Here is a 21,186-nt window from a genome sequence, read left to right on the forward strand (position 1 = left end):
GGCATCCCCCTCAGGTACGGTAGCTGGCATTGATTTTGACATAATCATAGGATAAGTCACATCCCCAGGCCTTCCCTATGCCAGCTCCCTGATGAAGATCCACAGTAATCTGAATGGCAGCATTGGATAAGTACTCTTTTGCTTCTTCTTCAGAAAATGCCAAAGGAACACTATTTTTCAGCATGACTATAGGTCCGATTGAAATATCTACCGAAGATGGATCAATAGCCGGCTGGCCCTGTCCGATTGCCCCGATAATTCTGCCCCAATTGGCATCTGCTCCATATATAGCAGTCTTTACAAGGTTCGAGCCGACAATTTGTTTAGCAATCGTTCTTGCATCCTCATCGGTTTTTGTCCCCGATACCTCCACCTCGATCAGCTTAGTTGCTCCCTCACCATCTTTGGCAATTTGTTTGGCAAGACTTTCACTAGTTTTGGTTAGCATCTGTATAAAGATATCCCAATCCGGATGATCCGGCGAAAGTTTGTTGGCACCGCTTGCTCCATTGGCCATGACCAAGACCATATCATTTGTTGATGTATCTCCATCAACGGTTATCTGATTGAACGTTCGATCGGTAACCTGTTTTAAGGCCATTTGCAAGTCATAGCTGTCTATATTGGCATCAGTTGTGATAAACGCAAGCATGGTTGCCATATTGGGATGAATCATTCCAGATCCCTTGGCCGATCCGCCCATCGTTACTGTTTTTCCATCAATATCTGCAGAGTAACAGCACTTCTTCATTACTAAATCTGTTGTTAATATGGCTGTTTGAAAATCCTCCGAATGTAATGCCTCATTGCCGGGCTCCAGCAGCTTTATGCCCTCTTCTATCTTATCCATCTCCATGTACTCTCCAATGACTCCCGTAGAGGCAACCGCCACATGATGTTCCTTCAATTTGAATTTATCTGCAGCAGACTTCCTCATTTGATAGGCATCTTTTAGCCCCTGATCCCCTGTACAAGCATTGGCACAGGCACTATTAACAATGACAGCCTGAATAAGTCCTTCTGCAGCAATGCTTTCCTGCGTTACTTTTAGAGGGGCCGCCTGAAAATGGCTTGTTGTATAGACAGCTGCACAATGTGCAGGCGTATCACTTAAAATAATCCCTAAGTCTTTTTTAGAATAGCGTAGCCCTGCATGAACACCCGCTGCTGTATAGCCTTTCGGTGTAATGATACTTCCGGCAGGCAATTCAGCTACTTGAGCTTGAGAAACTAATTGCATTTATCTTTCCTCCTTATGGATAGAGCGGAACAAAACCAAGACCCGCTGTTTCATCACATCCGCTCATTATATTGGCATTTTGCACCGCCTGCCCGGCAGCACCTTTCATTAGGTTATCTATCACTGAAATGATTGTCAGTCTGCCCGTTCTGGAGTCCATATGAATACCTATGTCGCAAAAGTTAGAGCCTGCAACCTCTTTTACAGAAGGGAAGGTATTTTCCGGCCGAATTCGGATAAATGGCTGGTTTTCATAGACTGATTGATAAAGTTCCAGAATTTGAGAAGATGTATATGCCTTAGTCAACTGAATATAACTAGTTGTCATAATGCCCCGTGTTATCGGAAGAAGATGAGTCGTGAAGGTGATCGGCTTCATTTCGGAATTCCATTTCATCAGCTGCTGTTCGATTTCCGGTATATGCTGATGCTGGTTTATCTTATAAGCCCGCAGATTTTCATTAGCTTCCGCATAGCTTGTTGTTCTTGAAAGCGCCCTTCCAGCCCCCGACACTCCGGATTTTGCATCGATGACAACAGTTTCTGGTTTAATTAAATTTTCATTTACCACAGGTGCAAGACTTAGCAGAGCAGCTGTTGGATAGCACCCGGGATTAGATATGATTTCTGCGGATGCTATTTCTCTTCGGTGCCATTCAGGAAGACCATATACTGCTTTTTCAACAAGATCTTCGCTGGCAGGATCTTGTTTGTACCACTCGACATAATCTTTAGCTGGAATTCTTAGGTCACCGGATAGGTCAATTACCTTAACGTCTTTACCTGAAAAATCTTCAGCAAGCTTTCCCGATATCCCGGATGGTGTAGCCAGAAAAACAATATCAGACTGGTTAGCTATTTGATCTGAATCTATTCGCTGTAAATTTTCATCTAATATTTCATATAGATGAGGATATTCATTCCAAATGGGAATGCCTTCTTTGGTAGAATGAATCGATTTAATGTTAAATTCCGGATGTTGCTTAAGGATACGGAGCAATTCAGCACCCCCATATCCGGTTGTTCCGATTATTGAAACGTTCATAATTGCTCCTTTCACACTTATTGTATATTTAATCATTTAAATACATATTTATGAATTTGTGTTTCTCTTATTATAGGAATTGCTTTGAAAAATTGCAACCTATTTTACTGAAGTTTTAAAGATTTCTAATATTAATTATCCGCATTACTTGATAAATGAAAAAACCAGCCTCCTTAGGCCGGTTTTTAAGTGTGTATGGCAAATAATAACATTAAGAAAAATATAGAGGCATTAGCAATTTCATAAACGCCAATTTTTTTCGGTGTAAATGACTTTCCATAAAATGCAATGGACCTGAAAAGGCTTGGAAGAAAAGCAGCAGTTAAAATCCATCCGCCTGCCAACAGCCAAAGTATGGGGACCACAGTATGAAAAATCCATGAAACCCATTTAAAAGAAGCATTTTTCTTTTCCCTGATCATTGATTTTACATAGAAGGTGCTTCCTGCAAAAAATAATATAGATGCTGTAAACACAGTCCAGGACATTGGTGAAATTTCCCCATGCGGCAAGTAGCTGCTCGCTAGGCCTGCTATTGAAAATGCACAAATGGCACTAAAGTCGTTGCCCAATGCTCTATCTCTGTTTTTGGAAGAATAGAACGCATTAATAATAAAGAAAGGAAGCATTAGAAGTCCGAAAATGATAATCGATGGTCTTTCCAGTAAAGGAACTAAAAGGAACAAAATAGCCGGTATTAGATAAATGGCTGTCCATTTAAAATATAACGCCATTCTTTTTCTTTTAAATAGTAAAAGGCCAGGGTAAGTGGCCAGATATAATAATATCCATCCTAAAAAAAACGGGATATGAGACCAAATAATATCAGATGCAGCTGCTCCGAGCCAAAATGGCAGAATCAGCATTGCCCAGGCACCATGCTGTTTTGGCATAAATAACTTCATCTTTAATACCCCCCCGTTGCTTTCTGACTATAATATATAATCTTCCAGGCAAATATAAAGTGAAGATTATCACTGATACACGCAACTCCACAAAATGTTCAATTTTGAGGATAATAAAAACAGCCCCAAATAATATCGGGCTGTTTGGCTTTGATCAAAATTTCATTCTTTCACCCACTAAATACTCAACAATCCAATCAGGGCCTTTGGGATCACTAATGCTGAAAAACAGCGCTCCCAAATTTGCATCGTTTGGTTTTATTAATTTATCATCCCAGCTGATCACTGCACAGATATTTTCCAATTCCTTCAAAAGGTGTATATCTTCATTACTCCTTAGCAAGAGAACCTTAGAATAAGATGCCTTTTTATGACCCTCAATAAGCACGACGTCCGGCTGCAGCTGTAGCACAATCCTTACCTGCTCCTCCAGGCTCCAGCTATCCTTTTCAGCATGCAATAGCAGGCTGCCTCCCCCTTCTACAAGTGAAGCGGCAGCTCCTGATTCAATATGGCTTGTGGAATCCTTACCTTCCGGAGTTTCAGGTTTGCCGCCATGACCATGGTGTTTAATGGTTATGACTGAAAGCCCTTTCTCTTTTAATCCGGAAATTAATTTATTTATCAACGTTGTTTTACCGCTGTTTTGGTAACCCGATACCTGTAAGATAACAGGTTCCTTTACCATGGCCATTCGCTTCCTTCATGGTCCTCAAGTAATAGCACCTCAACGGTGTCCCCCTTGCCATAGCCTCTGGTTCCGCCTGGCAGAATCATTAGCGAATTCGCACCAGCTAGACTCATCACAATGTTTGATTTATCCACTCCGCTTGGTGCTGCCACTAGTCGTCCTGACGCATAACTTACAGACGTCCTGACAAACCGTGTAAATGGGTTTGCTTTTGGGAATTCTGCTACCAGTTCAGCAGTTTCTTTCCTTAGATGCGGTTTCTCAGCGAACAGCATTTTTCGGATGACTGGTCTGGTGAAAAGTTCAAACCCTACATAACAGGCAGAAGGATTTCCCGAAAGTCCAAACAGAAGCTTTCCCTCATGCTGAGCAACAGTCGTCACACTGCCTGGCCTCATGGCCACTTTATTGAAAAGCACCTCAGCCTCAAGCTTTTCATAAATACCCGGCAGATAATCAAAATCGCCCACAGATACACCGCCAGTTGTGATCAGCATATCTACATTGTTCAATGCTTCCTTCACTGCATTAAAACATGTATCAAATTCGTCAGGAAGCTTTCCATAATAAATAACTTCCGCGCCGGCCCGTTCAATTTGCGCGGTAATCATATGAGCATTGCTGTTTCTGATTTTTCCCGGCTCCAGCGGTTCATGGACTTCCAATAGTTCAGTTCCTGTTGCATATAATCCAATAACAGGCTTTTTGGCAACAGGCACTTCTGCATAACCAAAGGTTGCGAGAATGGCCTGAATCCCGGGATTGATTTTTGTCCCTTTTTTAACTAAAGAATCCCCTTTTTTTGCATCTTCTCCTTTAAAGGAAACATTGTCTCCTGGTTTATAGGACCTCTTTATAGACATATAATTCTTACCGTCTTTTTCATATGCTTTTGCCAGTTCAAGCATTATAACAGCATCACATTCCTGAGGCATTTGCGCACCCGTCATGATTCTAACAGCCTGGAATGGACCAATGTTTTTAGAAGTCAAATGTCCCGCCCCAATGTGATCCACCACCTCAAATATGACGGGATTTTCCATTGAAGCTTCCTTGGTATCCGCAGAACGGACAGCAAAACCGTCGTATGGTGATCGATCAAAATGAGGGACATCATGTGTCGCTTTTAAATCTTCCGCCAAAAAACGGCCGTTGCTTTCATTAATAGATACGTATTCTGCACTTCCGTTTAATTGATATGCCATGATTTTTTTTACGGCTTCAGCAACAGGAATGGGAGTCCTCTTTTCCAGCATAATATCAGCTCCTATGTACTTTTCTTAATGTCTTTTCTAATTCAATTATTATAAACGTACAAGAAAATCCATTACATGACAATTATCACACTTCCAGTTTTCATTTGTACATGGTTTTACCCAAAGGCCCTTTTCGTAAAAATTGTTGTTTTTTACATTTTCAATGTTGTCCGTTGATTGAAGCGAGAGTCTGCTCAGCGAGCCGCGGGGCGGGCGGTGAGCAGACTCGACGCTACGCGTCTGCGGGGTCTCACCTGTCCCGCTACTCCCGCAGGACGTTGAATAAGCTTCTTTGAGTACACATCGCACGAAGAAAAGGCGATAGCATTTTCGAGGATCTCGCACCTTCCGCTCCAATTAGACTCAATAATTTGCAATAAACCTTTTGAAAAAAGTCTACCCCCAAAAAAACTCTCCAAGTGTGATGCACGTCACCAAGTTGAAGTGGATAATCGTTTATTCTTTAGATAGTTCACAAGATAGAAGGAGGAAAATTCAATGACTATACAAATTACAGAAGATCGTCTCGTAAAAGATATCGTAAATGAATTTCCAAAGACAAGTGATGTTTTTAAACGTCATCGCATCGATTTTTGCTGCGGCGGTAACATTCCGCTTGCACGTGCTGTTTCAGAGCAGTCTGCGGATATGGACGTCCTGATTAGCGAATTAAATGAAGTAATTCAAAAGGAAAATCAAACTGATGATTTAGAGGTCTGGACAGATAGTACATCCGATGACATTATTGAACATGTCATTAATCAATATCATCGTCCTCTGGAAGAAGAATTATCACTCCTTAGTCCTTATGTTACAAAGGTATCAAGAGTTCATGGAGAAAGCCATGAGGAGCTTCTTAAAGTCCATCAATTGTTCTTTGAATTGAAGCACGAGCTTCTTGAACATACGTCCAAAGAGGAAGAATCAGTTTTTCCTCTTCTGCTGAAGCTTGAAGACCCAAAAGTTGAAAATCGCGAAGAAATTATTAGCTATATCCGGGAACTTGAGAAGGAGCATGATCATGCGGGTTCAATTTTAAAGGAATTGAGGGAAATTACAGCTGATTTTACCCCTCCAGCTGATGCATGCGGCTCTTACCGTCTTGTATATAAGCGGCTAGAAGATTTGGAAAGCCAAACTTTCATGCATGTTCATCTGGAAAATAACATTCTTTTCCCTCGATATATTTAAACACTTATTTTCTGCAGCCAATATCGGCTGCAGATTTTTTGTGCATTCAAATGGCAAAAATAAAAGCCTGCCCGCCATGTCCAATTCTCATGACACACAGCAGAGCATGCTTTTTCATCCTCCAATATAGGACATTTCAATCTTTTTCCTGTTTGCAGCGGTTTCTTCTGTCCGCTCGTCAGAGTACCGGTCTTTTCTGCCATTCCAAATCTTAATAATCCGATCGGTAATTTCGTCGTCAGTAGCACCTTTTCTCATAAATTCCTTTAAATCGTGCCCTTCACCATTAAATAGGCATGTGAAAATTTGGCCGTTTGCTGACAATCTTGAACGAGTGCAGCTTGAACAAAAGGATTCAGAAACAGATGTAATAAACCCTACATCCACATCGGTGCCTTTATAGCGGTACCGCTTGGCCACCTCTCCGAAATACTCCGGGTCTACCGGCTCTAATAAATAGTGTTCCTTTATGATCTCATAAATCTCTTTTTTAGTTACTACCTCATCCATTTTCCATCCGTTCGTACTGCCGACATCCATGTATTCAATAAAGCGCAGCTGTAAGCCGTAATCTTTACAGAACTTAGCCATAGGGACAATTTCAGAATCATTCAGGCCTTTTTTGACGACCATATTGATCTTCACCCCAAGTCCAGCTTCTTTTGCTGCTTCAATCCCTTTTATGACTGGTTGGACACCCACATTGCGTCCATTGATTTTTCCGAAAAGCTCATCATTCAAACTGTCAAGACTGATGTTAACCCTCAGCAGTCCTGCTTCCTTTAAGTCCTTGGCATGTTTAGGAAGCAATACACCGTTGGTGGTTAGTCCAATATCTTTTAATCCCTCAATGTCTGAAAGTATTTTAACAAGTTTAGGCATGTCCCTTCTCATAAGGGGCTCACCGCCTGTTAACCTGATCTTCTCCACTCCAAGACTTACGAAAATCTTAGCCAGCCTTTCAATTTCCTCATAGCTGAGCAGCTCGCTTTTTGGAAGAAAAGCAAAATCAGGACCGAAGATCTCTGCCGGCATGCAATATTGGCAGCGGAAATTACAGCGGTCAATGACAGATATACGCAGGTCTCTTAAGGGTCTATTCAATTTATCTTTAATAATTGTTTTAGCCATTTCGTTCAACTCCATTTAAAGAGTGACTTTATTAAGCTATTTATACAGATGTATATTTTAGCCTTTCCCTTAAAATAACAGAAATAACCCAGTATCTCAAATTAAGGACTTTTATTATTAGAACATACAATCGCTGCATTGTTAATAGGGAAATGCAGTTTTATTAGCTATGACTTACTATCTCTATAGAAAATGCCACAATAGAGACACAAAAGGCGGCATTATTTTCACTATACAAATGATATTATTGTGAGAAAAGACAGCTTTTTAATGAAGGAGGATTACCATGGCTCATTCAGCCATTAAACAAACACATTCCATTGAGATTAAAGAGCTTCTTCATTTCGCCGACCGGCATATGAAAACTGTGAAAGGGGCCTATATCTTTCAGGAAGGCATGGATGCTGATGAGCTATATATCATCCTTTCCGGCAAGATTCAAATCAGCAAGATAACAGCAGATGGCAGGGAACTCACCTTCAGGTTATGCGGGGAGAATGAAATCATTGGTGAGCTCACCTTATTTACCAGTGACCCCAAATATTTATTAAATGCTTTAGTTCTTGAAGCTGGTGAGGTAGCTGTGATAAAAAAAGATGTCCTGGAAAAGGAAATTTTCAAAAATAGTACTCTGGCCTATGAATTTATGAAATGGATGAGCGACCATTTCCGCAATACACAAACCAAATTCAGAGACCTTGTGCTTAATGGAAAAAAGGGTGCCCTGTATTCCACTCTAATCAGAATGACTAACAGCTATGGCGTAAAGTTTGACGGCGGCATACTCATTGATCTGCCACTTACGAATCAGGAACTCGGAAATTTCTGTGGCACCTCCAGAGAGAGCACCAACCGGATACTGGGCGAGCTGAAGAAGGATGGCATTATTTCAATAATGAATGGAAGAATTACAGTTAAAGATCTTCAGTATTTAAAAAATGAAATAGGCTGCGAAAATTGCCCTGCCGTTTACTGCAGCATTGAATAGGAGTGCAGCCATGATGCACTCCTTTATTTCTTTATTCCTTTACGCTTTTGCTGCTTTTTTCTAAGTGACTTAGGAATATATACACAAAACGGCTCACTTTCCATATAATCCCCTGTCATAGCAAATGCACGTGATCTCGATCCTCCGCAAACATAACGAAATTCGCATTGGCCGCATTTCCCTTTGTATTTATCAGGATTTCTGAGATCTTTAAAGATAGGTGATTCCCTGTATATTTCGGCTAGCGGCTGTTCCCTAACATTCCCTGCTTTAACAGGCAAAAGTCCGCTCGGATAAACGTCCCCAATGTGCGAAATGAAAACAAAGCCATTTCCGTCATTGACTCCTTTAGGCGCCCTGCCTAAACCATCTATTGAACCCGTCAGCCCTTGCTGTGTAAGAGCATCGAGATATTGAATATCCTCATTTTGACCCTTTGATTCATTCATTTTTTGCTGAATGACTACTCGCCGGTAATGCTGGGCAGCTGTTGTTTTAATATCGAAGGTAACCTTTTTGCTTAAGTTATACAGCCATTTAAAAACCTTTTCATGCTCAACCGGTGAGATCATATCCTTCTCCTGCCCTCTTCCTGTTGGAACGAGGAAGAACACACTCCAAAGAACACATCTGAGTTCATTTACAACCCTGGCCATCTCCTCAAGGTAATCGATATTATAACGCGATATAACTGTATTTATCTGAACTGGAATTTCAAGTTCATGTAGATATTTTATCCTTTCAATCGTTAAATCAAAGGAACCGGAAGTCCCCCTGAAGTGGTCGTGAATTTCTGCATTTGGCCCATCAAGGCTGAAAGCCCATCGAGCTAAGCCGACCTGTTTGGCTTTTTCAATAGCTTCCTTAGTTACATTTGGTGTCGCACTGGGCGTCATGGAAACACGAACACCCTTTTTTACTGCATATTCGGCAATGTCGAATACATCATGCCTCATTAATGGATCTCCACCCGTAAACACAAGCATTGGGTTATTCATTTCCCTGATTTGATCAATCAGGGCCTTCCCTTCTTCAAAGGAAAGTTCTCTCGGATCTCTCCTGTACTGTGCTTCGGCCCTGCAATGCAGGCATTTTAGCTGACATGCCCTTGTTAATTCCCAGATCACAATAAAAGGGTCTTTATTAAAGTCTTTAGCAAATCCCATTAGAGATGCCTCCTTGATGGCCTCACTCCCGGCCATTGTGTCTTTCCATTGTTATTATAGGGAAATAGGCATGTTAAATAAGTGAACTACCTCACAAGGGCACAAAAAAACAGCAGGAAATACTCCTGCTGTTCTGAGCTTAAATTTATCGTACACCAAGTGCAATTTTTGCATAGCGGGACATTTTGTCCTTGGACCAAGGCGGGTTCCAGACTATATTCACTTCAGAGTCTTTTACTTCAGGGATATCTGCCAGCGCTGACTTTACTTGTTCAACAATTGTGCCTGCCAAAGGACAGCCCATGGAAGTAAGAGTCATATCAACTATAGCTTTCCCTTCCTCTTCCATTTTCACATCGTATACCAAACCCAAGTTTACAATGTCTATCCCCAGCTCAGGGTCTACTACAAGCTCCAGTGCACCCATAATGCTGTCTTTTAAATCCTGATCCATTCTGCAGCACTCCTTCATTATTTACTATCTTTATCTTAACAAAAATTTAAATGAATTGAAAAAAAACAGGTTATAAATGTTCTTCAAACCATTTAACTGTTTCAAGAAGTCCCTCCCTGCTGACTTTATGCCCCGCCTGTTCATCTGATATAAACAGGAGGTTTTCAGGCGAGTCACTGTACAGGGGCTGGATGGTCTCATAAAATTGGTATGTATAAGAATAAGGAACAACCGGGTCCTTTTTGCCATGCCAAAACATCAGCGGCCTTCCGGCAAGCTTTTCTGGCTGAAGACTCAGATCCCGCTCCCTAAGAATTCTCAGAAGTTCTGCTAGTTCTTCATTTGTGAGAGGAACCTTAATTTTATTTTTCTTCAGTTCATCGAGCTGAAGCTGAGCAAACTTTTCATAGTATGGCATACCCATAAGGCTAACTGCAGTCTTGACCCATTCATATTGTGTCAGGGAGCCCAAAGTGACTATTCCCCCCATGGAGGTGCCCGCAAGTCCTATTCTTCCCTGATCAATCAGGTTCCAATCCTCATAGACATTCCTGATTATGTTTAATTCCGCAATGGTATTCAGAACAATATCCCAAAGCTTGAAGTTTAAATCGGTGCCTGATAAGCCCTCGGATCTTTCCCCATGATATAGGGTGTCCGGCAGTACTACCCTAAACCCTTTTTCTGCAAGGAGATAGGCATAATGCAGATTAAGTTCTTTGGCACTAGTAAAACCATGAACAAAAATAATAAAAGGCAGGGGTTCACCTTTTATTTCCTGCCTGGCAAGTTCAAGAACAGGAATTTCCCTGATAAGCTTATGTTCAATTAAGACCACAATTTTTCCTCCTAAACCTGTTGTACTAAGATGAATTTTTTTACAAAATTATAATAATATTGATAACATATATGTATAAATTGATTTTGTAAAAGCTTAAGCTCTTGTCTTATGTAATTCTTTCGATATTTTCAGTTTAACATGTGGACTTTTCTTTTCCAAAACCTTTACACTTAGAACAAAAGCGGGGCATACTTCACTATAAGCCATGCGCTCGAGTCTGCTGGCTGCAATTACATTATTATAAAAGTGCTGAGCGCTTAGAAGGAGATCTTATGGCAGAAAAACATTTAATTGCATTGGACCTTGATGGCACTTTATTAAAAGATGACAAAACCATCTCGGCTAAAACTAAAATGATTATTCAAAAGGCACGTGAACAAGGGCATGAAGTTATGATTGCCACTGGAAGGCCATTTCGCTCGAGTGAAATTTACTATCGTGAAATGGATCTGACTACTCCGATTGTCAATTTCAATGGTGCATACATACATCATCCTAAAGACCATAATTGGGGTGTTTACCACACACCACTGCAAATGAACGTGGCTAAGGAAATTGTCGAAGCCGTTAATAGCTATACGATTCATAATATCGTTGCAGAAGTTATTGATGATGTTTATTTGCACTACCATGATGAGAAGCTTCTCGATATCTTTGGTTTCGGCGATCCAAATATTACCACCGGGGATTTGCGCAGTTACTTAAAAGATAATCCGACAAGCATGCTGATCCATACTGATGAGGAACATGTAAAATCCATCAGAAACCATCTTTCCGAAGTCCATGCCGAAGTAATTGACCACCGCAGATGGGCAGCTCCCTGGCATGTCATTGAAATCGTGAAAACTGGACTGAATAAAGCTGTGGGGCTCAAAAAAGCAGCTGATTACTTCCAAATACCGCCCGAGCGGATCATTGCTTTTGGCGATGAGGACAATGATCTTGAAATGCTTGAATTTGCAGGCTACGGGATTGCCATGGGCAATGCGATTGACCAGGTGAAGAATATTGCCAAAGAAGTCACATTAACCAATGAGGAAGATGGCATTGGCATTTATCTAAATGAATTACTAAACCTAAAAGCTTTATAAAAAGTTCATTAATAGGAATTAAATAGAAACAGTTAAATCCCCTTTTTAAATCCTTCCTCTAGAGCATACTAAAGATGAAGCAGCCCAATTGCAGCTTCAAACTCTTGCTGGAGGGGATTCGAATGGGTAAACGTAATAAATCAAAACGCTTCGTTCAACAGGGTGCTGATACTGTTAGTAAGCATGATGAGCGTATCCCGTACCACATGACCTATGCTGAGGCGGAAGCCCAAAAATTAGCTAATGTGAAAGAATCATCCCTCGGAGGAATATAGCGATGGGTAACAGATTATTTCAGGAAGCCAGAAAGTATGTGGAATTAGCCAAAAATTCTGCAGACGAAGAAACTGTTTCCCGGGCGAAAAATGCTTTAAGTTCCGCGTTTGCCAACTCAACAGTTGCTGAACAGGCACAGCTCCGGGAGATGCAGCAGGAGCTTGAACAATATTCGCAGTATCGCTAAAAAGAGCTGGCGGCCTCAATGGCTGCCAGCTCTTTTTACCTCTTTTCCAGGATAACAGGAAAAGAATTTATTATATCCCCTTTTACATCTTTTTCATATAAATGCAAAAGCACTGTTCCGTTTTCAGGGATGTTCTCAGAAGGAATGCTTATTTCTATCCTATAGCTCTTCCAATCATTTGATGACGCCACTATGGGCTTTTCAGGCTGCAGCTCATTATGGCCATCTTCAACTGTATACCATAGCTTTCCGCTTTTTGGGCGAGCATTAAATAATATGGTATATTCCCCGTTCCCGCCTGTAACCTTTGCCTGGCTGAAGGAAGGATTTTGGCCCGGGATATAAACAGATGCTTGAGATTCAGGTTTTGTCTCCAACTTTTCCCCATTTAAGTTTGATGCCAGCAGCCGAGCTTTTACTAGGTACTCTCCCTCCTGAACTCTTTTCCCTTTATGCATGTAATCCCACTGCTCTTCCCATAACTTGTTATCATCCGGGTTAATGGTAATGTTTTGGATAGCCTGTAAAAATACTTTTCCTTCTGAGGAGGAATATACCTTATCGCCATTTTGAGTGAAAATCTCCACTTCATAAAAATGAGAGGATCCAAACTCAAAACTCAGCGGATAATTGGCCTTATTCCTCAGAAGCAAATCGATCTTTAGTGTTTCTTGTCCTGCTTGAGGCATTACATTAAAGTCATAAGGCATTTCCTTTACAGAAGCTTCAAAACTTTGCATAGGCATAGTAAAGATAATTACAGCAGCAGCCAAAAGCCGAAGCATCCTTCATCCCTCCATTCATTTAATCCCTGCGGAAGAAACCATATACACCAGTTGTTTGAACAATATTTGTAAAAGCATTCGGATCCACTTCTTTTATGATTCTTTCAAGGTCAAATAACTCATAACGTGTGATGACAATCATCATCATATCCTTATTTTCATTTGTAAAAGCTCCCTTTGCAGGGAAAGTTGTTATTCCCCTGACAAGATTGTCATGAATCGCTTTTTTCATTTCTTCAGATTTTTTTGTGATAATCAGAGCTGTAAGTTTTTCATGTCTGGTGTGGATGGCATCAATAACCCTTGTAGAAGCATAAAGTGTTACAAGGGTATATAGCGCTTTTTCCCAGCCATACAGAAAACCGGCTGTTATAATAATAATGGCATTCAGAGTGAAGAAATATGTACCGACTGGTTTGTCTTTCATTCGGGACAAAACCATCGCAATAATATCCATTCCTCCTGTGGAAGCCCCCCATTTAAGTGTGATCCCTACACCTACAGCTGCTATGACACCTCCAAAAACGGCATTTAGCAGGATATCTTTTGATACGTGGATTACAGGTATCACTTCAAGGAAGAAAGACATCAGGAAAACGCTTAAAAAACTATAAACCGTAAACGAACGGCCAACCTTATTCCAAGCCAATATGGTAACAGGAATATTTAGAATGAACAGCAATATACCTGTTGATCCGAAATCACCCAGAATGCTTGAAAGAAGCTGTGCCACTCCTGTAAAACCGCTTGCATATACATTTGCGGGTATGAGAAAAAAATTCATCGCGATTGCATTCAATATCGCGCCAATCAACACAATAAATACTTTCTTAGTTTCTAGCCAAACCATTTTTTACCCCCTGAATTTTTATAGTTTGTTTACCCTAATAAGGTGCATTTTCAACACAATTCATTGTTTTTTCTCCTTGAATTCTATAAACTTAATTCATATAGTTTGAAAGCAGGTGAAAGATAATGTCAGTAAAAATTCTAGCTGACAGTGCGTGTGACTTGCCGCTTAGCTTTTATAAACAACATGGCGTCACACTTTTTCCGTTACAGGTCCAACTGAATGATGGAGAATATGAAGATTTAGTCACCATAGAACCCAAGGATGTTTATAGAGCTATACGGGAAGGCCAAATGCCTAAAACTTCTCAAGTATCGCCTCTTCTTTTTGAGGAAACGTTCAATAAAATGGCAGAAAATAATGAAGACGGCATTTATATTTCTTTTTCCTCTGAACTTTCGGGTACATACCAGACCGCTGTCATGATCCTTGAGCAAGTAAAAGAGAACTACCCCGATTTCCAATTAACCATCATCGATTCCAAAGCTGCTTCATTGGGATACGGATTAATTGTGAAGGATGCTGCAGCTGCAGCACAATCAGGAGCATGCAAGGAAGACCTCCAGAAAGTAATCGAATTCCGCTGCCGGAACCTCGAGAGCTTATTTACGGTAAATGATCTTGAATACCTTGCAAAAGGCGGCCGTGTTTCGAAAGCCTCGGCATTTTTGGGCGGACTTTTGAATATTAAACCTCTTTTAACAGTTGAAGATGGCAAACTTGTGCCGATTGAGAAATTGCGCGGCAAGAAGAAGCTGCTTCGCCGCATTATAGAGCTTATGAAAGAAAATGGGACTTCCTTTGAGATGCAGACTGTCGGCATCAGCCATGCTGATGATGAAGACACAGCTCTTGAAATGAAAAATCTGATACTTGACGAGCTTAATGCCAAAGAAGTCTATATAACATCCATTGGTTCAGCAATTGGGGCCCATACCGGCCCAGGGTCTATAGCGATATTCTACTTTAAGCAAATTTAAACCATAAGTGCAGGATACATACTCCATTTCATTCTGACAGACAATATGACTGTACTTCAGTTATATTCCTGAAGGCAAAATCTATCAGTATGAAAGGAGTATTCTTATTATGCCGCATACTTCCGATAATGATAAGAAAGCGAAAGACAATAATGCGCTTCTCCACGAAAAAAATATGATGCGTGAGAAAAATCGCAAAGCCGGGAAAAACCAATATTCAAAAAAGACAGATCACCTATAATAATAAAACGGGCAAGCATTGGCTTGTCCGTTTTATTATTTTTTGCAGTTGATTAGTCTTTCTTAATGTAGGTCCAGCCATCTTCCTGATAAATCCTGCCTTCCTTCATAAGCCGGCCCAAAGCTCTTTTAAAGGAAGCTTTGCTTAACTGAAAACGTTCCTGGATATCTTCCGGGGCGCTTTTATCGCCATATGGCATCGCACCGCTTCGGCTTTCAAGATAAGCAATGATTTTTTCGGAATCATTATCAAGTGCTTCATGCTTTCTTGGTATAAGAGAAACATTCACTGTCCCATCTTCCTTTACATCAACAATGCGGCCTTCCACTTTCTCTCCAAGACGTGGCTCTCTTTTTCGCTGGGATTCATGGATAAAACCTTTAAAACCCTCATCTGTAAAAATCCAGCTTCCAACCTTTGCGGTTCTATAAATATGTCCGTGAATATTTTTATTAAAGTCACTTTTGGTTGCTTTATTTGAAATATCAGTAATGACAGGATCAGTAGCCATTTTCACATAAATCCGGTTATTCTTATTTACCCGGAGTGTAATGTATAATCTATCTCCTTCAATCGGCCACACAGCTTCGTGGACAGGAAGATCTTCCTCCCCAAGGAGCATGTCCTTCTGAATGCCAATATTGATAAATACACCGATGCCGGGTTTTACATCGCTTACATGCGCCCAGCCATATGTACCAGCCTGAATCTCTGGAATGACAGTTGTTGCTGCGATTCTTCCCTGTGAGTCCATATAAAGGAAAGCCTCAACCTCCTGCCCTACTTCGAACTTTTCATCCGTCTCATTCTGATGAAGAAGAACATCCTCCTCTCCATCCGTTAAAAAATAGCCATATGCCGCTTCCCTTGAAACGATCAGCTTAACAGCACGGCCCAAATTCTCTTCTATAGCCATCTCTTTTCCTCCTTCTCTGCAATAAACAGCAAATATTCATTATATTAAATCTTTCCCCAAAAAGATCACATAACTCCTAAAGTTGTTTGAACTGCTATATTTTACTATAATAAGGACTAGAAGTGAAACTTAAATTGTTATCCCTAAGGAGGCTGTCATGTCTAAAGAAAGCTCATTTGATATTGTATCCAAAGTCGACTTTTCTGAAGTAACCAATGCCATTAATATTGCCATGAAGGAAATTTCCACCCGCTATGACTTTAAAGGCAGCAAAAGTGATATAAAGCTGGATAAAGAAGAGCTTGTGCTTCTATCTGATGATGAATTTAAGCTTGACCAGCTTAAGGATGTTTTATTAGGCAAGTTAATCAAACGGGGCATTCCTGTAAAAAATCTTGATTACAGCAAGATTGAGGGAGCATCAGGCGGAACGGTCCGCCAAAGAGCAAAGCTTGTCCAGGGCATTGATAAAGAAAATGCCAAGAAGATTAATACTCTGATTAAAAACAGCGGATTGAAAGTGAAGAGCCAGGTTCAGGATGATCAGGTACGTGTGACCGGCAAAAACCGCGATGATCTGCAGAAGATCATTGCTGCTGTTAAAGAAGCAGATTTGACAGTTGATGTTCAATTCGTTAACTATCGCTAAAAAAGCAAACGGAAAACTCCGTTTGCTTTTTTGTTTGTGCTGCTATTTAACAAATCTATACATCAATAATTCATCTGCATAGGTCCCATCTTTTCTTTTTATATGTTTAATTTTACGGCCTTCCTCCCGAAATCCAAATCGTTTGTACATATGAATGGCCCTCTCATTATAGGCAAACACCTCAAGACAAATTTTTTCCAGACCGGGTTCTCCTTTAGCCCATTGCAGGAATTGTTTCATCATTTTGCTCCCCAGTCCCTGATTGCAATGCTCCTCCTGTATCGAGATTCCGAAATACCCCAAATGGTTAACCTTTTTGCTTTTTGAGCGTCTTAAGTTCAGCATCCCAACCACTTCCTGGTTAATTTCTGCTATTAAGATCAGATCTCCTGATTGAAGACTCCTTTCAATCCAGATCTCCTCTTCCTTTAGAGTCATCGTAAATTCTTCCGGCTCGGTCAATAAAAAATCACTTTCTCCAAAAGCTTGCCTGCAGTGCTTTAAGATTGCTGCGGCGTCCTTTTTCTCAGCAAAGCGAATTTGCAATTTTCTTCCCCCGCTCTTTTTATATCCATTATAAAAATTAATTCAAATAATTTCCATGGTTTTTCACCATAATAAAGTGGGAATGAAAAAGAGTATTAATGATTTGGAGGGATTTTTAAATGTCTGATTCTCATAACAATCCAACAGAATTTCCGCCCCAGCATCAGGATCATCAGCCCGGCACAGAGCCGCCAATGCAGCCTGAGCCGCAATCTGTCGATCCAAACTATAAGGGGTCTGATAAATTAAAAGGAAAAGTTGTTTTAATCACAGGCGGAGACAGCGGCATTGGGAAATCAGCGGCCACTTATTTCGCCAAAGAAGGAGCCAGCGTAGCAATTGTTTACTTAGACGAACATGAAGATGCGGAAAAAACAAAAGAGGCCATCCAGGCTGAAGGACAGGAATGCTTGTTGATTTCAGGAGATATAGGCAGTGAAACATTCTGTAAGGATATTGTCAGGAAAACCCTTGATAAGTTCGGTCAAATCGATGTACTGGTGAATAATGCAGCCGAGCAGCACCCTCAAAAAAGCCTGCTTGATATTACTGCTGAACAACTTGAAAAAACTTTCCGAACAAACATCTTTTCATTTTTCCATCTGACTAAGGCAGTATTGCCACACCTAAAAAAAGGAAGCTCCATCATCAATACTGCATCCATAACTGCTTATGAAGGAAACGAACAGCTTATCGACTACTCTTCTACAAAAGGCGCAATAGTCTCCTTCACACGCTCATTGGCCAAATCGCTGGCTGGACAGGGAATTCGCGTAAATGGAGTGGCTCCGGGACCTATTTGGACACCGCTTATTCCATCTACATTCACAGCAGATAAGGTATCAAAATTCGGTTCAAATACCCCAATAGGCAGAGCAGGACAGCCTTATGAACTGGCACCTGCCTATGTATATCTTGCCAGTGATGATTCATCTTATGTTAGCGGCCAGATGATCCATATCAATGGCGGAACAATTGTAAATGGATAAACAAATTGAAAGGGAAGCCTGCTGCAGGCTTCCCTTTTTATGATACAATCCCCGGCTCTTCAGGCATAGGACTGCTGCATGAAGAACGTTTTACAAGTTTGTGTGGAATGATAATCCGCTTTACTGGCTCACGCGGGTTTTCAATTCTGTAAATGAGGCTTCTGGCAGATTCAAATCCCAGATCGAATATATTGATATCGACTGAAGTCAGCGGCGGCCTGGACATTTCAGCTAACAACACATTATTAAAGCTGATGATAGACATATCTTCAGGAACTCTTATTCCCAATTCATCTAATGTATTCAGGACACCCAATGCCATCAAGTCATCCGCAACCACAAGTGCAGTTGGAGGTTTTTCAAGGGATATGAGGCCCCTGACAGCCTCCTGCCCCCCTTCTTTAAGAAATTCCTCATGAACAATATATTCATTGACCAGTTCAATTGAAGCATCCCTTAATGCCTTTTCATAGCCAAGCAGCCGTTCTACTGTAACGGTTAGATTCAAATTTCCTCCGACAAATGCAATTTGCTTATGCCCGAGCTTAATCAAATATTCCGTTACTTCTTTGGCTGCGCGGAAATTGTTATTATCTACGTAAGTAATTTCCTCTTCATCGGAAAAAGGCTTGCCTATAACCACAAACGGGAAATCTCTTTCCTTTAGAAAGGCAAGAACTTTGTCCTCCACTTTTGAATAAAGCAAAATTACTCCATCCACCCGGCCGCCCTGTACCATCTGGATTACACCTTCAAAGATTTCATCATCCGTTTTTCCAGTTGTCATATGAAGGGCATAATGCCTTTCATGGGCTCCCTCACTCAGACCTCTAAGGACAGTTGGAAAGAATGGGTTCTGAAATACAACATCTGTGGAGCTTGGCATTATCAGTCCAATTGCGCGGGTTGACTGGCTTGCAAGACTGCGGGCAATAAAATTCGGATGGTAGCCTAATTGTTTCATCGCCTCTCTGACTTTTTGCTTGGTTTTCTCGCTAATGCGAGGATTGTTGGCAATAACCCTTGAAACAGTAGAAGGCGCAACTTTTGCCATCTTTGCTACATCTTTAATTGTGACTGCCAATAGAATCACCCTCTCCTTGAGGTCTATGTTATTAATATTATAATCATGCAGGTTTGATTTCTTTCCATTTCTCAAACAGTAAACAAGACTGGGAAGAAGGGGAGGCAATTAAAATTATTCGGATTTCTTCTTTTTTGACCGCTTCCATAAAAGATATAGAAAAATCATAAAAGCTGAATAAACTGCTGCAAGGGCTCCAATCAGGGGAATATTCAATCCTGATTTTTCTTTCAGAACGTATACTTCAGCTTCTTCCCGATCAATAATCAACTCATATTTATCGTCTTTGCTTCGGATAAGATCATCAGAAATCATACCGCGCAGCTCTCTTCCTTCTTCCAATTGAGAGGAATCAAGTACTGCTTTCTGTGTCTTTGTTGAATTATTGATCGCAATCACTGTCGTTTCATCTTCGAATGTCCGTTTATAAACAGCAAAACCGTCCTTTTCCTCCAGCAGTTCCATATCGCCTTTCGTTAAAGAAGGCAGCAATTGCCTAACTTCTCCAAGTTTTGCGATATAATCTATCAATTCTTTGTCTGTACGGAAATCCATTTGCCTGCGGTTATCAGGATCCTCACCGCCATCCATGGCTATTTCGCTTCCATAATAAACAATTGGAATCCCTGGTGAAGTATACATGTATGTTAATGCAAGCTTCCATCTTGGCCCCGGATGATGATTTTTTGATATAGCATCACGGGTAAATCTGACCGTATCATGATTATCCATAAAGCTTCCCATCAAATAGGGATTTTCATAAATTGCTTTATTTCGGTCCCAGTTAGTAAAAAGCCAGCTTAACGATTTATCAGGTTCTGCAAAAGCAGTTCTTAAATGGTCGTTAAGAGGATAATCCACAAAGCCGTCTATCCCTGTTTTTTCATATTGGGCTATATAATTGGGATCTTCCGACCATACCTCCCCAAGCAAGTAAAAGTCTTCTTTGACTGATTTAACATTTTTGGCGAATTCGCTCCAGAAAGATTTTGGAACATGCTTAACGGTATCAAGGCGATAACCGTCAATATCCGTTTCTTCAATCCACCACTTAGCTGCATCTATTAAATAATTTTTCACATCAGGGTTTTCCTGGTTTAAATCAGGGAGCCCATATATCCAGCCATTTTCAATTTCAGCCTGATTCGACCAGTTCGCGATATCCTTTTTTTCATGGAACCAATCTTTTTTTTCAGGGTCTTTAACCCACTCGTGATTGTAGCCTACATGGTTCACTACGAAGTCCAATATCACTTTCATATCTCTTTTGTGAGCTTCCTTGACTAACTCTTTGAACTCATCCATTGTCCCAAAGTGTTCTTCCGTATTATAAAAATCTTTTATCCAGTAACCGTGATAGCCATTCTCTTCATTATCAAAAACCGGAGTCAGCCAAATTGCTGTAAACCCCATCTCCTTAATATAATCAAGGCGTTCTGTAATGCCCTTGAAATCTCCGCCATGATAAGCCTTTGGGTCCTTAACATCAACTTTAAAGTCGTTTTTTGCATCTCCATTGTTAAATCGGTCTACCATTAAAAAATAAATTGATTCATCTTGCCATTTTCGCTCTTCTTTTTCAGCTGCTCCTGCCGGCAGGGCATAAAAAAGAAGAAACGGGATTAAGATGAAGGTTATGATTCCTTTTTTCATCGCCGCTCCTCCTTCATTTTTCAAGCCGCTG

At 40.7% G+C, this 21,186-nt stretch carries 24 protein-coding genes; 9 read left to right on the forward strand and 15 right to left on the reverse strand.

Annotated features, from left to right (window positions below; genetic code table 11):
* Positions 1-10 precede the first annotated feature (10 nt).
* The 5 genes from argJ to M3205_RS14430 form a co-directional block, all read right to left on the reverse strand.
* Positions 11-1,240, reverse strand: a complete 1,230-nt coding sequence (gene argJ / locus M3205_RS14410; protein ID WP_251170548.1) for a bifunctional ornithine acetyltransferase/N-acetylglutamate synthase — start codon at positions 1,238-1,240, stop codon at positions 11-13.
* Between the two features lie 13 nt (positions 1,241-1,253).
* A complete protein-coding gene (gene argC, locus M3205_RS14415; RefSeq protein WP_251170549.1) occupies positions 1,254-2,285 on the reverse strand; it encodes an N-acetyl-gamma-glutamyl-phosphate reductase in 1,032 nt (343 codons plus the stop codon).
* A gap of 185 nt (positions 2,286-2,470) precedes the next feature.
* Positions 2,471-3,190, reverse strand: coding sequence for a YwiC-like family protein (locus tag M3205_RS14420; RefSeq protein WP_251170550.1), 720 nt, complete (start codon positions 3,188-3,190; stop codon positions 2,471-2,473).
* A gap of 154 nt (positions 3,191-3,344) precedes the next feature.
* Positions 3,345-3,878: a molybdopterin-guanine dinucleotide biosynthesis protein B gene (gene mobB / locus M3205_RS14425; RefSeq protein ID WP_251170551.1), complete on the reverse strand. Its 534-nt coding sequence runs from the start codon at positions 3,876-3,878 to the stop codon at positions 3,345-3,347.
* Complete coding sequence (locus M3205_RS14430; protein WP_251170552.1) at positions 3,872-5,137, reverse strand: molybdopterin molybdotransferase MoeA; 1,266 nt, start codon at positions 5,135-5,137, stop codon at positions 3,872-3,874. The genes mobB and M3205_RS14430 overlap by 7 nt, the downstream gene beginning before the upstream one ends.
* Positions 5,138-5,635: 498 nt before the next feature.
* Between M3205_RS14430 and ric the strand changes: the two genes are divergently transcribed.
* A complete protein-coding gene (ric, locus tag M3205_RS14435; protein WP_251170553.1) occupies positions 5,636-6,328 on the forward strand; it encodes an iron-sulfur cluster repair di-iron protein in 693 nt (230 codons plus the stop codon).
* A 114-nt stretch (positions 6,329-6,442) separates the two neighbouring features.
* On the opposite strand, the gene moaA is transcribed toward ric, so the two are convergent.
* Positions 6,443-7,459: a GTP 3',8-cyclase MoaA gene (gene moaA, locus M3205_RS14440; RefSeq protein WP_251170554.1), complete on the reverse strand. Its 1,017-nt coding sequence runs from the start codon at positions 7,457-7,459 to the stop codon at positions 6,443-6,445.
* A 286-nt stretch (positions 7,460-7,745) separates the two neighbouring features.
* On the opposite strand from moaA, the gene M3205_RS14445 reads away from it, so the two are divergent.
* A complete protein-coding gene (locus tag M3205_RS14445; RefSeq protein WP_251170555.1) occupies positions 7,746-8,447 on the forward strand; it encodes a Crp/Fnr family transcriptional regulator in 702 nt (233 codons plus the stop codon).
* A gap of 23 nt (positions 8,448-8,470) precedes the next feature.
* Here the strand turns inward: M3205_RS14445 and M3205_RS14450 are convergent, their stop codons facing one another.
* From M3205_RS14450 to M3205_RS14460, 3 genes are all read right to left on the reverse strand, one after another.
* Entirely contained in the window at positions 8,471-9,613 is a 1,143-nt protein-coding gene (locus M3205_RS14450; protein ID WP_251170556.1) for a TIGR04053 family radical SAM/SPASM domain-containing protein, read from the reverse strand.
* Positions 9,614-9,758: 145 nt separating this feature from the next.
* Positions 9,759-10,067 carry a metal-sulfur cluster assembly factor gene (locus M3205_RS14455; RefSeq protein WP_251170557.1) on the reverse strand — a complete coding sequence of 103 codons (309 nt, stop codon included), beginning with the start codon at positions 10,065-10,067 and terminating at the stop codon, positions 9,759-9,761.
* A gap of 70 nt (positions 10,068-10,137) precedes the next feature.
* Positions 10,138-10,905 (reverse strand): alpha/beta fold hydrolase, encoded by a 768-nt coding sequence (locus M3205_RS14460; protein WP_251170558.1) that lies wholly within the window; start codon positions 10,903-10,905, stop codon positions 10,138-10,140.
* Between the two features lie 275 nt (positions 10,906-11,180).
* Between M3205_RS14460 and M3205_RS14465 the strand changes: the two genes are divergently transcribed.
* The 3 genes from M3205_RS14465 (at position 11,181) to M3205_RS14475 (ending at position 12,462) form a co-directional block, all read left to right on the forward strand.
* A complete protein-coding gene (locus M3205_RS14465) occupies positions 11,181-11,999 on the forward strand; it encodes a Cof-type HAD-IIB family hydrolase (protein ID WP_251170559.1) in 819 nt (272 codons plus the stop codon).
* Between the two features lie 122 nt (positions 12,000-12,121).
* Positions 12,122-12,274 (forward strand): hypothetical protein, encoded by a 153-nt coding sequence (locus M3205_RS14470; RefSeq protein WP_174750431.1) that lies wholly within the window; start codon positions 12,122-12,124, stop codon positions 12,272-12,274.
* A 2-nt stretch (positions 12,275-12,276) separates the two neighbouring features.
* Positions 12,277-12,462: a DUF3813 domain-containing protein gene (locus M3205_RS14475; protein WP_251170560.1), complete on the forward strand. Its 186-nt coding sequence runs from the start codon at positions 12,277-12,279 to the stop codon at positions 12,460-12,462.
* 35 nt (positions 12,463-12,497) lie between these two features.
* On the opposite strand, the gene M3205_RS14480 is transcribed toward M3205_RS14475, so the two are convergent.
* Complete coding sequence (locus M3205_RS14480) at positions 12,498-13,247, reverse strand: BsuPI-related putative proteinase inhibitor (protein ID WP_251170561.1); 750 nt, start codon at positions 13,245-13,247, stop codon at positions 12,498-12,500.
* Positions 13,248-13,266: 19 nt separating this feature from the next.
* Positions 13,267-14,097, reverse strand: coding sequence for a YitT family protein (locus tag M3205_RS14485; RefSeq protein WP_251170562.1), 831 nt, complete (start codon positions 14,095-14,097; stop codon positions 13,267-13,269).
* A gap of 125 nt (positions 14,098-14,222) precedes the next feature.
* Here M3205_RS14485 and M3205_RS14490 point away from each other — a divergent pair, with 125 nt between their 5' ends.
* On the forward strand, positions 14,223-15,077 hold the full coding sequence (locus M3205_RS14490) for a DegV family protein (RefSeq protein ID WP_251170563.1): 855 nt from the start codon (positions 14,223-14,225) through the stop codon (positions 15,075-15,077).
* Positions 15,078-15,186: 109 nt separating this feature from the next.
* Positions 15,187-15,318, forward strand: coding sequence for a DUF3941 domain-containing protein (locus M3205_RS14495; protein ID WP_009331260.1), 132 nt, complete (start codon positions 15,187-15,189; stop codon positions 15,316-15,318).
* Between the two features lie 52 nt (positions 15,319-15,370).
* On the opposite strand, the gene M3205_RS14500 is transcribed toward M3205_RS14495, so the two are convergent.
* Positions 15,371-16,234, reverse strand: a complete 864-nt coding sequence (locus M3205_RS14500; RefSeq protein ID WP_251170564.1) for a CvfB family protein — start codon at positions 16,232-16,234, stop codon at positions 15,371-15,373.
* A 157-nt stretch (positions 16,235-16,391) separates the two neighbouring features.
* Between M3205_RS14500 and M3205_RS14505 the strand changes: the two genes are divergently transcribed.
* A complete protein-coding gene (locus tag M3205_RS14505) occupies positions 16,392-16,883 on the forward strand; it encodes a YajQ family cyclic di-GMP-binding protein (RefSeq protein ID WP_035327116.1) in 492 nt (163 codons plus the stop codon).
* A gap of 42 nt (positions 16,884-16,925) precedes the next feature.
* Here the strand turns inward: M3205_RS14505 and M3205_RS14510 are convergent, their stop codons facing one another.
* On the reverse strand, positions 16,926-17,429 hold the full coding sequence (locus M3205_RS14510) for a GNAT family N-acetyltransferase (protein WP_251170565.1): 504 nt from the start codon (positions 17,427-17,429) through the stop codon (positions 16,926-16,928).
* Between the two features lie 119 nt (positions 17,430-17,548).
* Between M3205_RS14510 and M3205_RS14515 the strand changes: the two genes are divergently transcribed.
* Entirely contained in the window at positions 17,549-18,418 is an 870-nt protein-coding gene (locus M3205_RS14515; RefSeq protein ID WP_251170566.1) for an SDR family oxidoreductase, read from the forward strand.
* 37 nt (positions 18,419-18,455) lie between these two features.
* On the opposite strand, the gene M3205_RS14520 is transcribed toward M3205_RS14515, so the two are convergent.
* Both M3205_RS14520 and M3205_RS14525 read right to left on the reverse strand, forming a co-directional pair.
* Positions 18,456-19,502, reverse strand: a complete 1,047-nt coding sequence (locus M3205_RS14520) for a LacI family DNA-binding transcriptional regulator (RefSeq protein ID WP_251170567.1) — start codon at positions 19,500-19,502, stop codon at positions 18,456-18,458.
* A gap of 114 nt (positions 19,503-19,616) precedes the next feature.
* Complete coding sequence (locus M3205_RS14525) at positions 19,617-21,155, reverse strand: alpha-amylase family glycosyl hydrolase (RefSeq protein ID WP_251170568.1); 1,539 nt, start codon at positions 21,153-21,155, stop codon at positions 19,617-19,619.
* Positions 21,156-21,186 lie beyond the last annotated feature (31 nt).

Origin of the sequence: Cytobacillus firmus, assembly GCF_023715565.1 — a bacterium.
GTDB classification, from domain to species: Bacteria; Bacillota; Bacilli; order Bacillales; family Cytobacillaceae; genus Cytobacillus; species Cytobacillus firmus_C.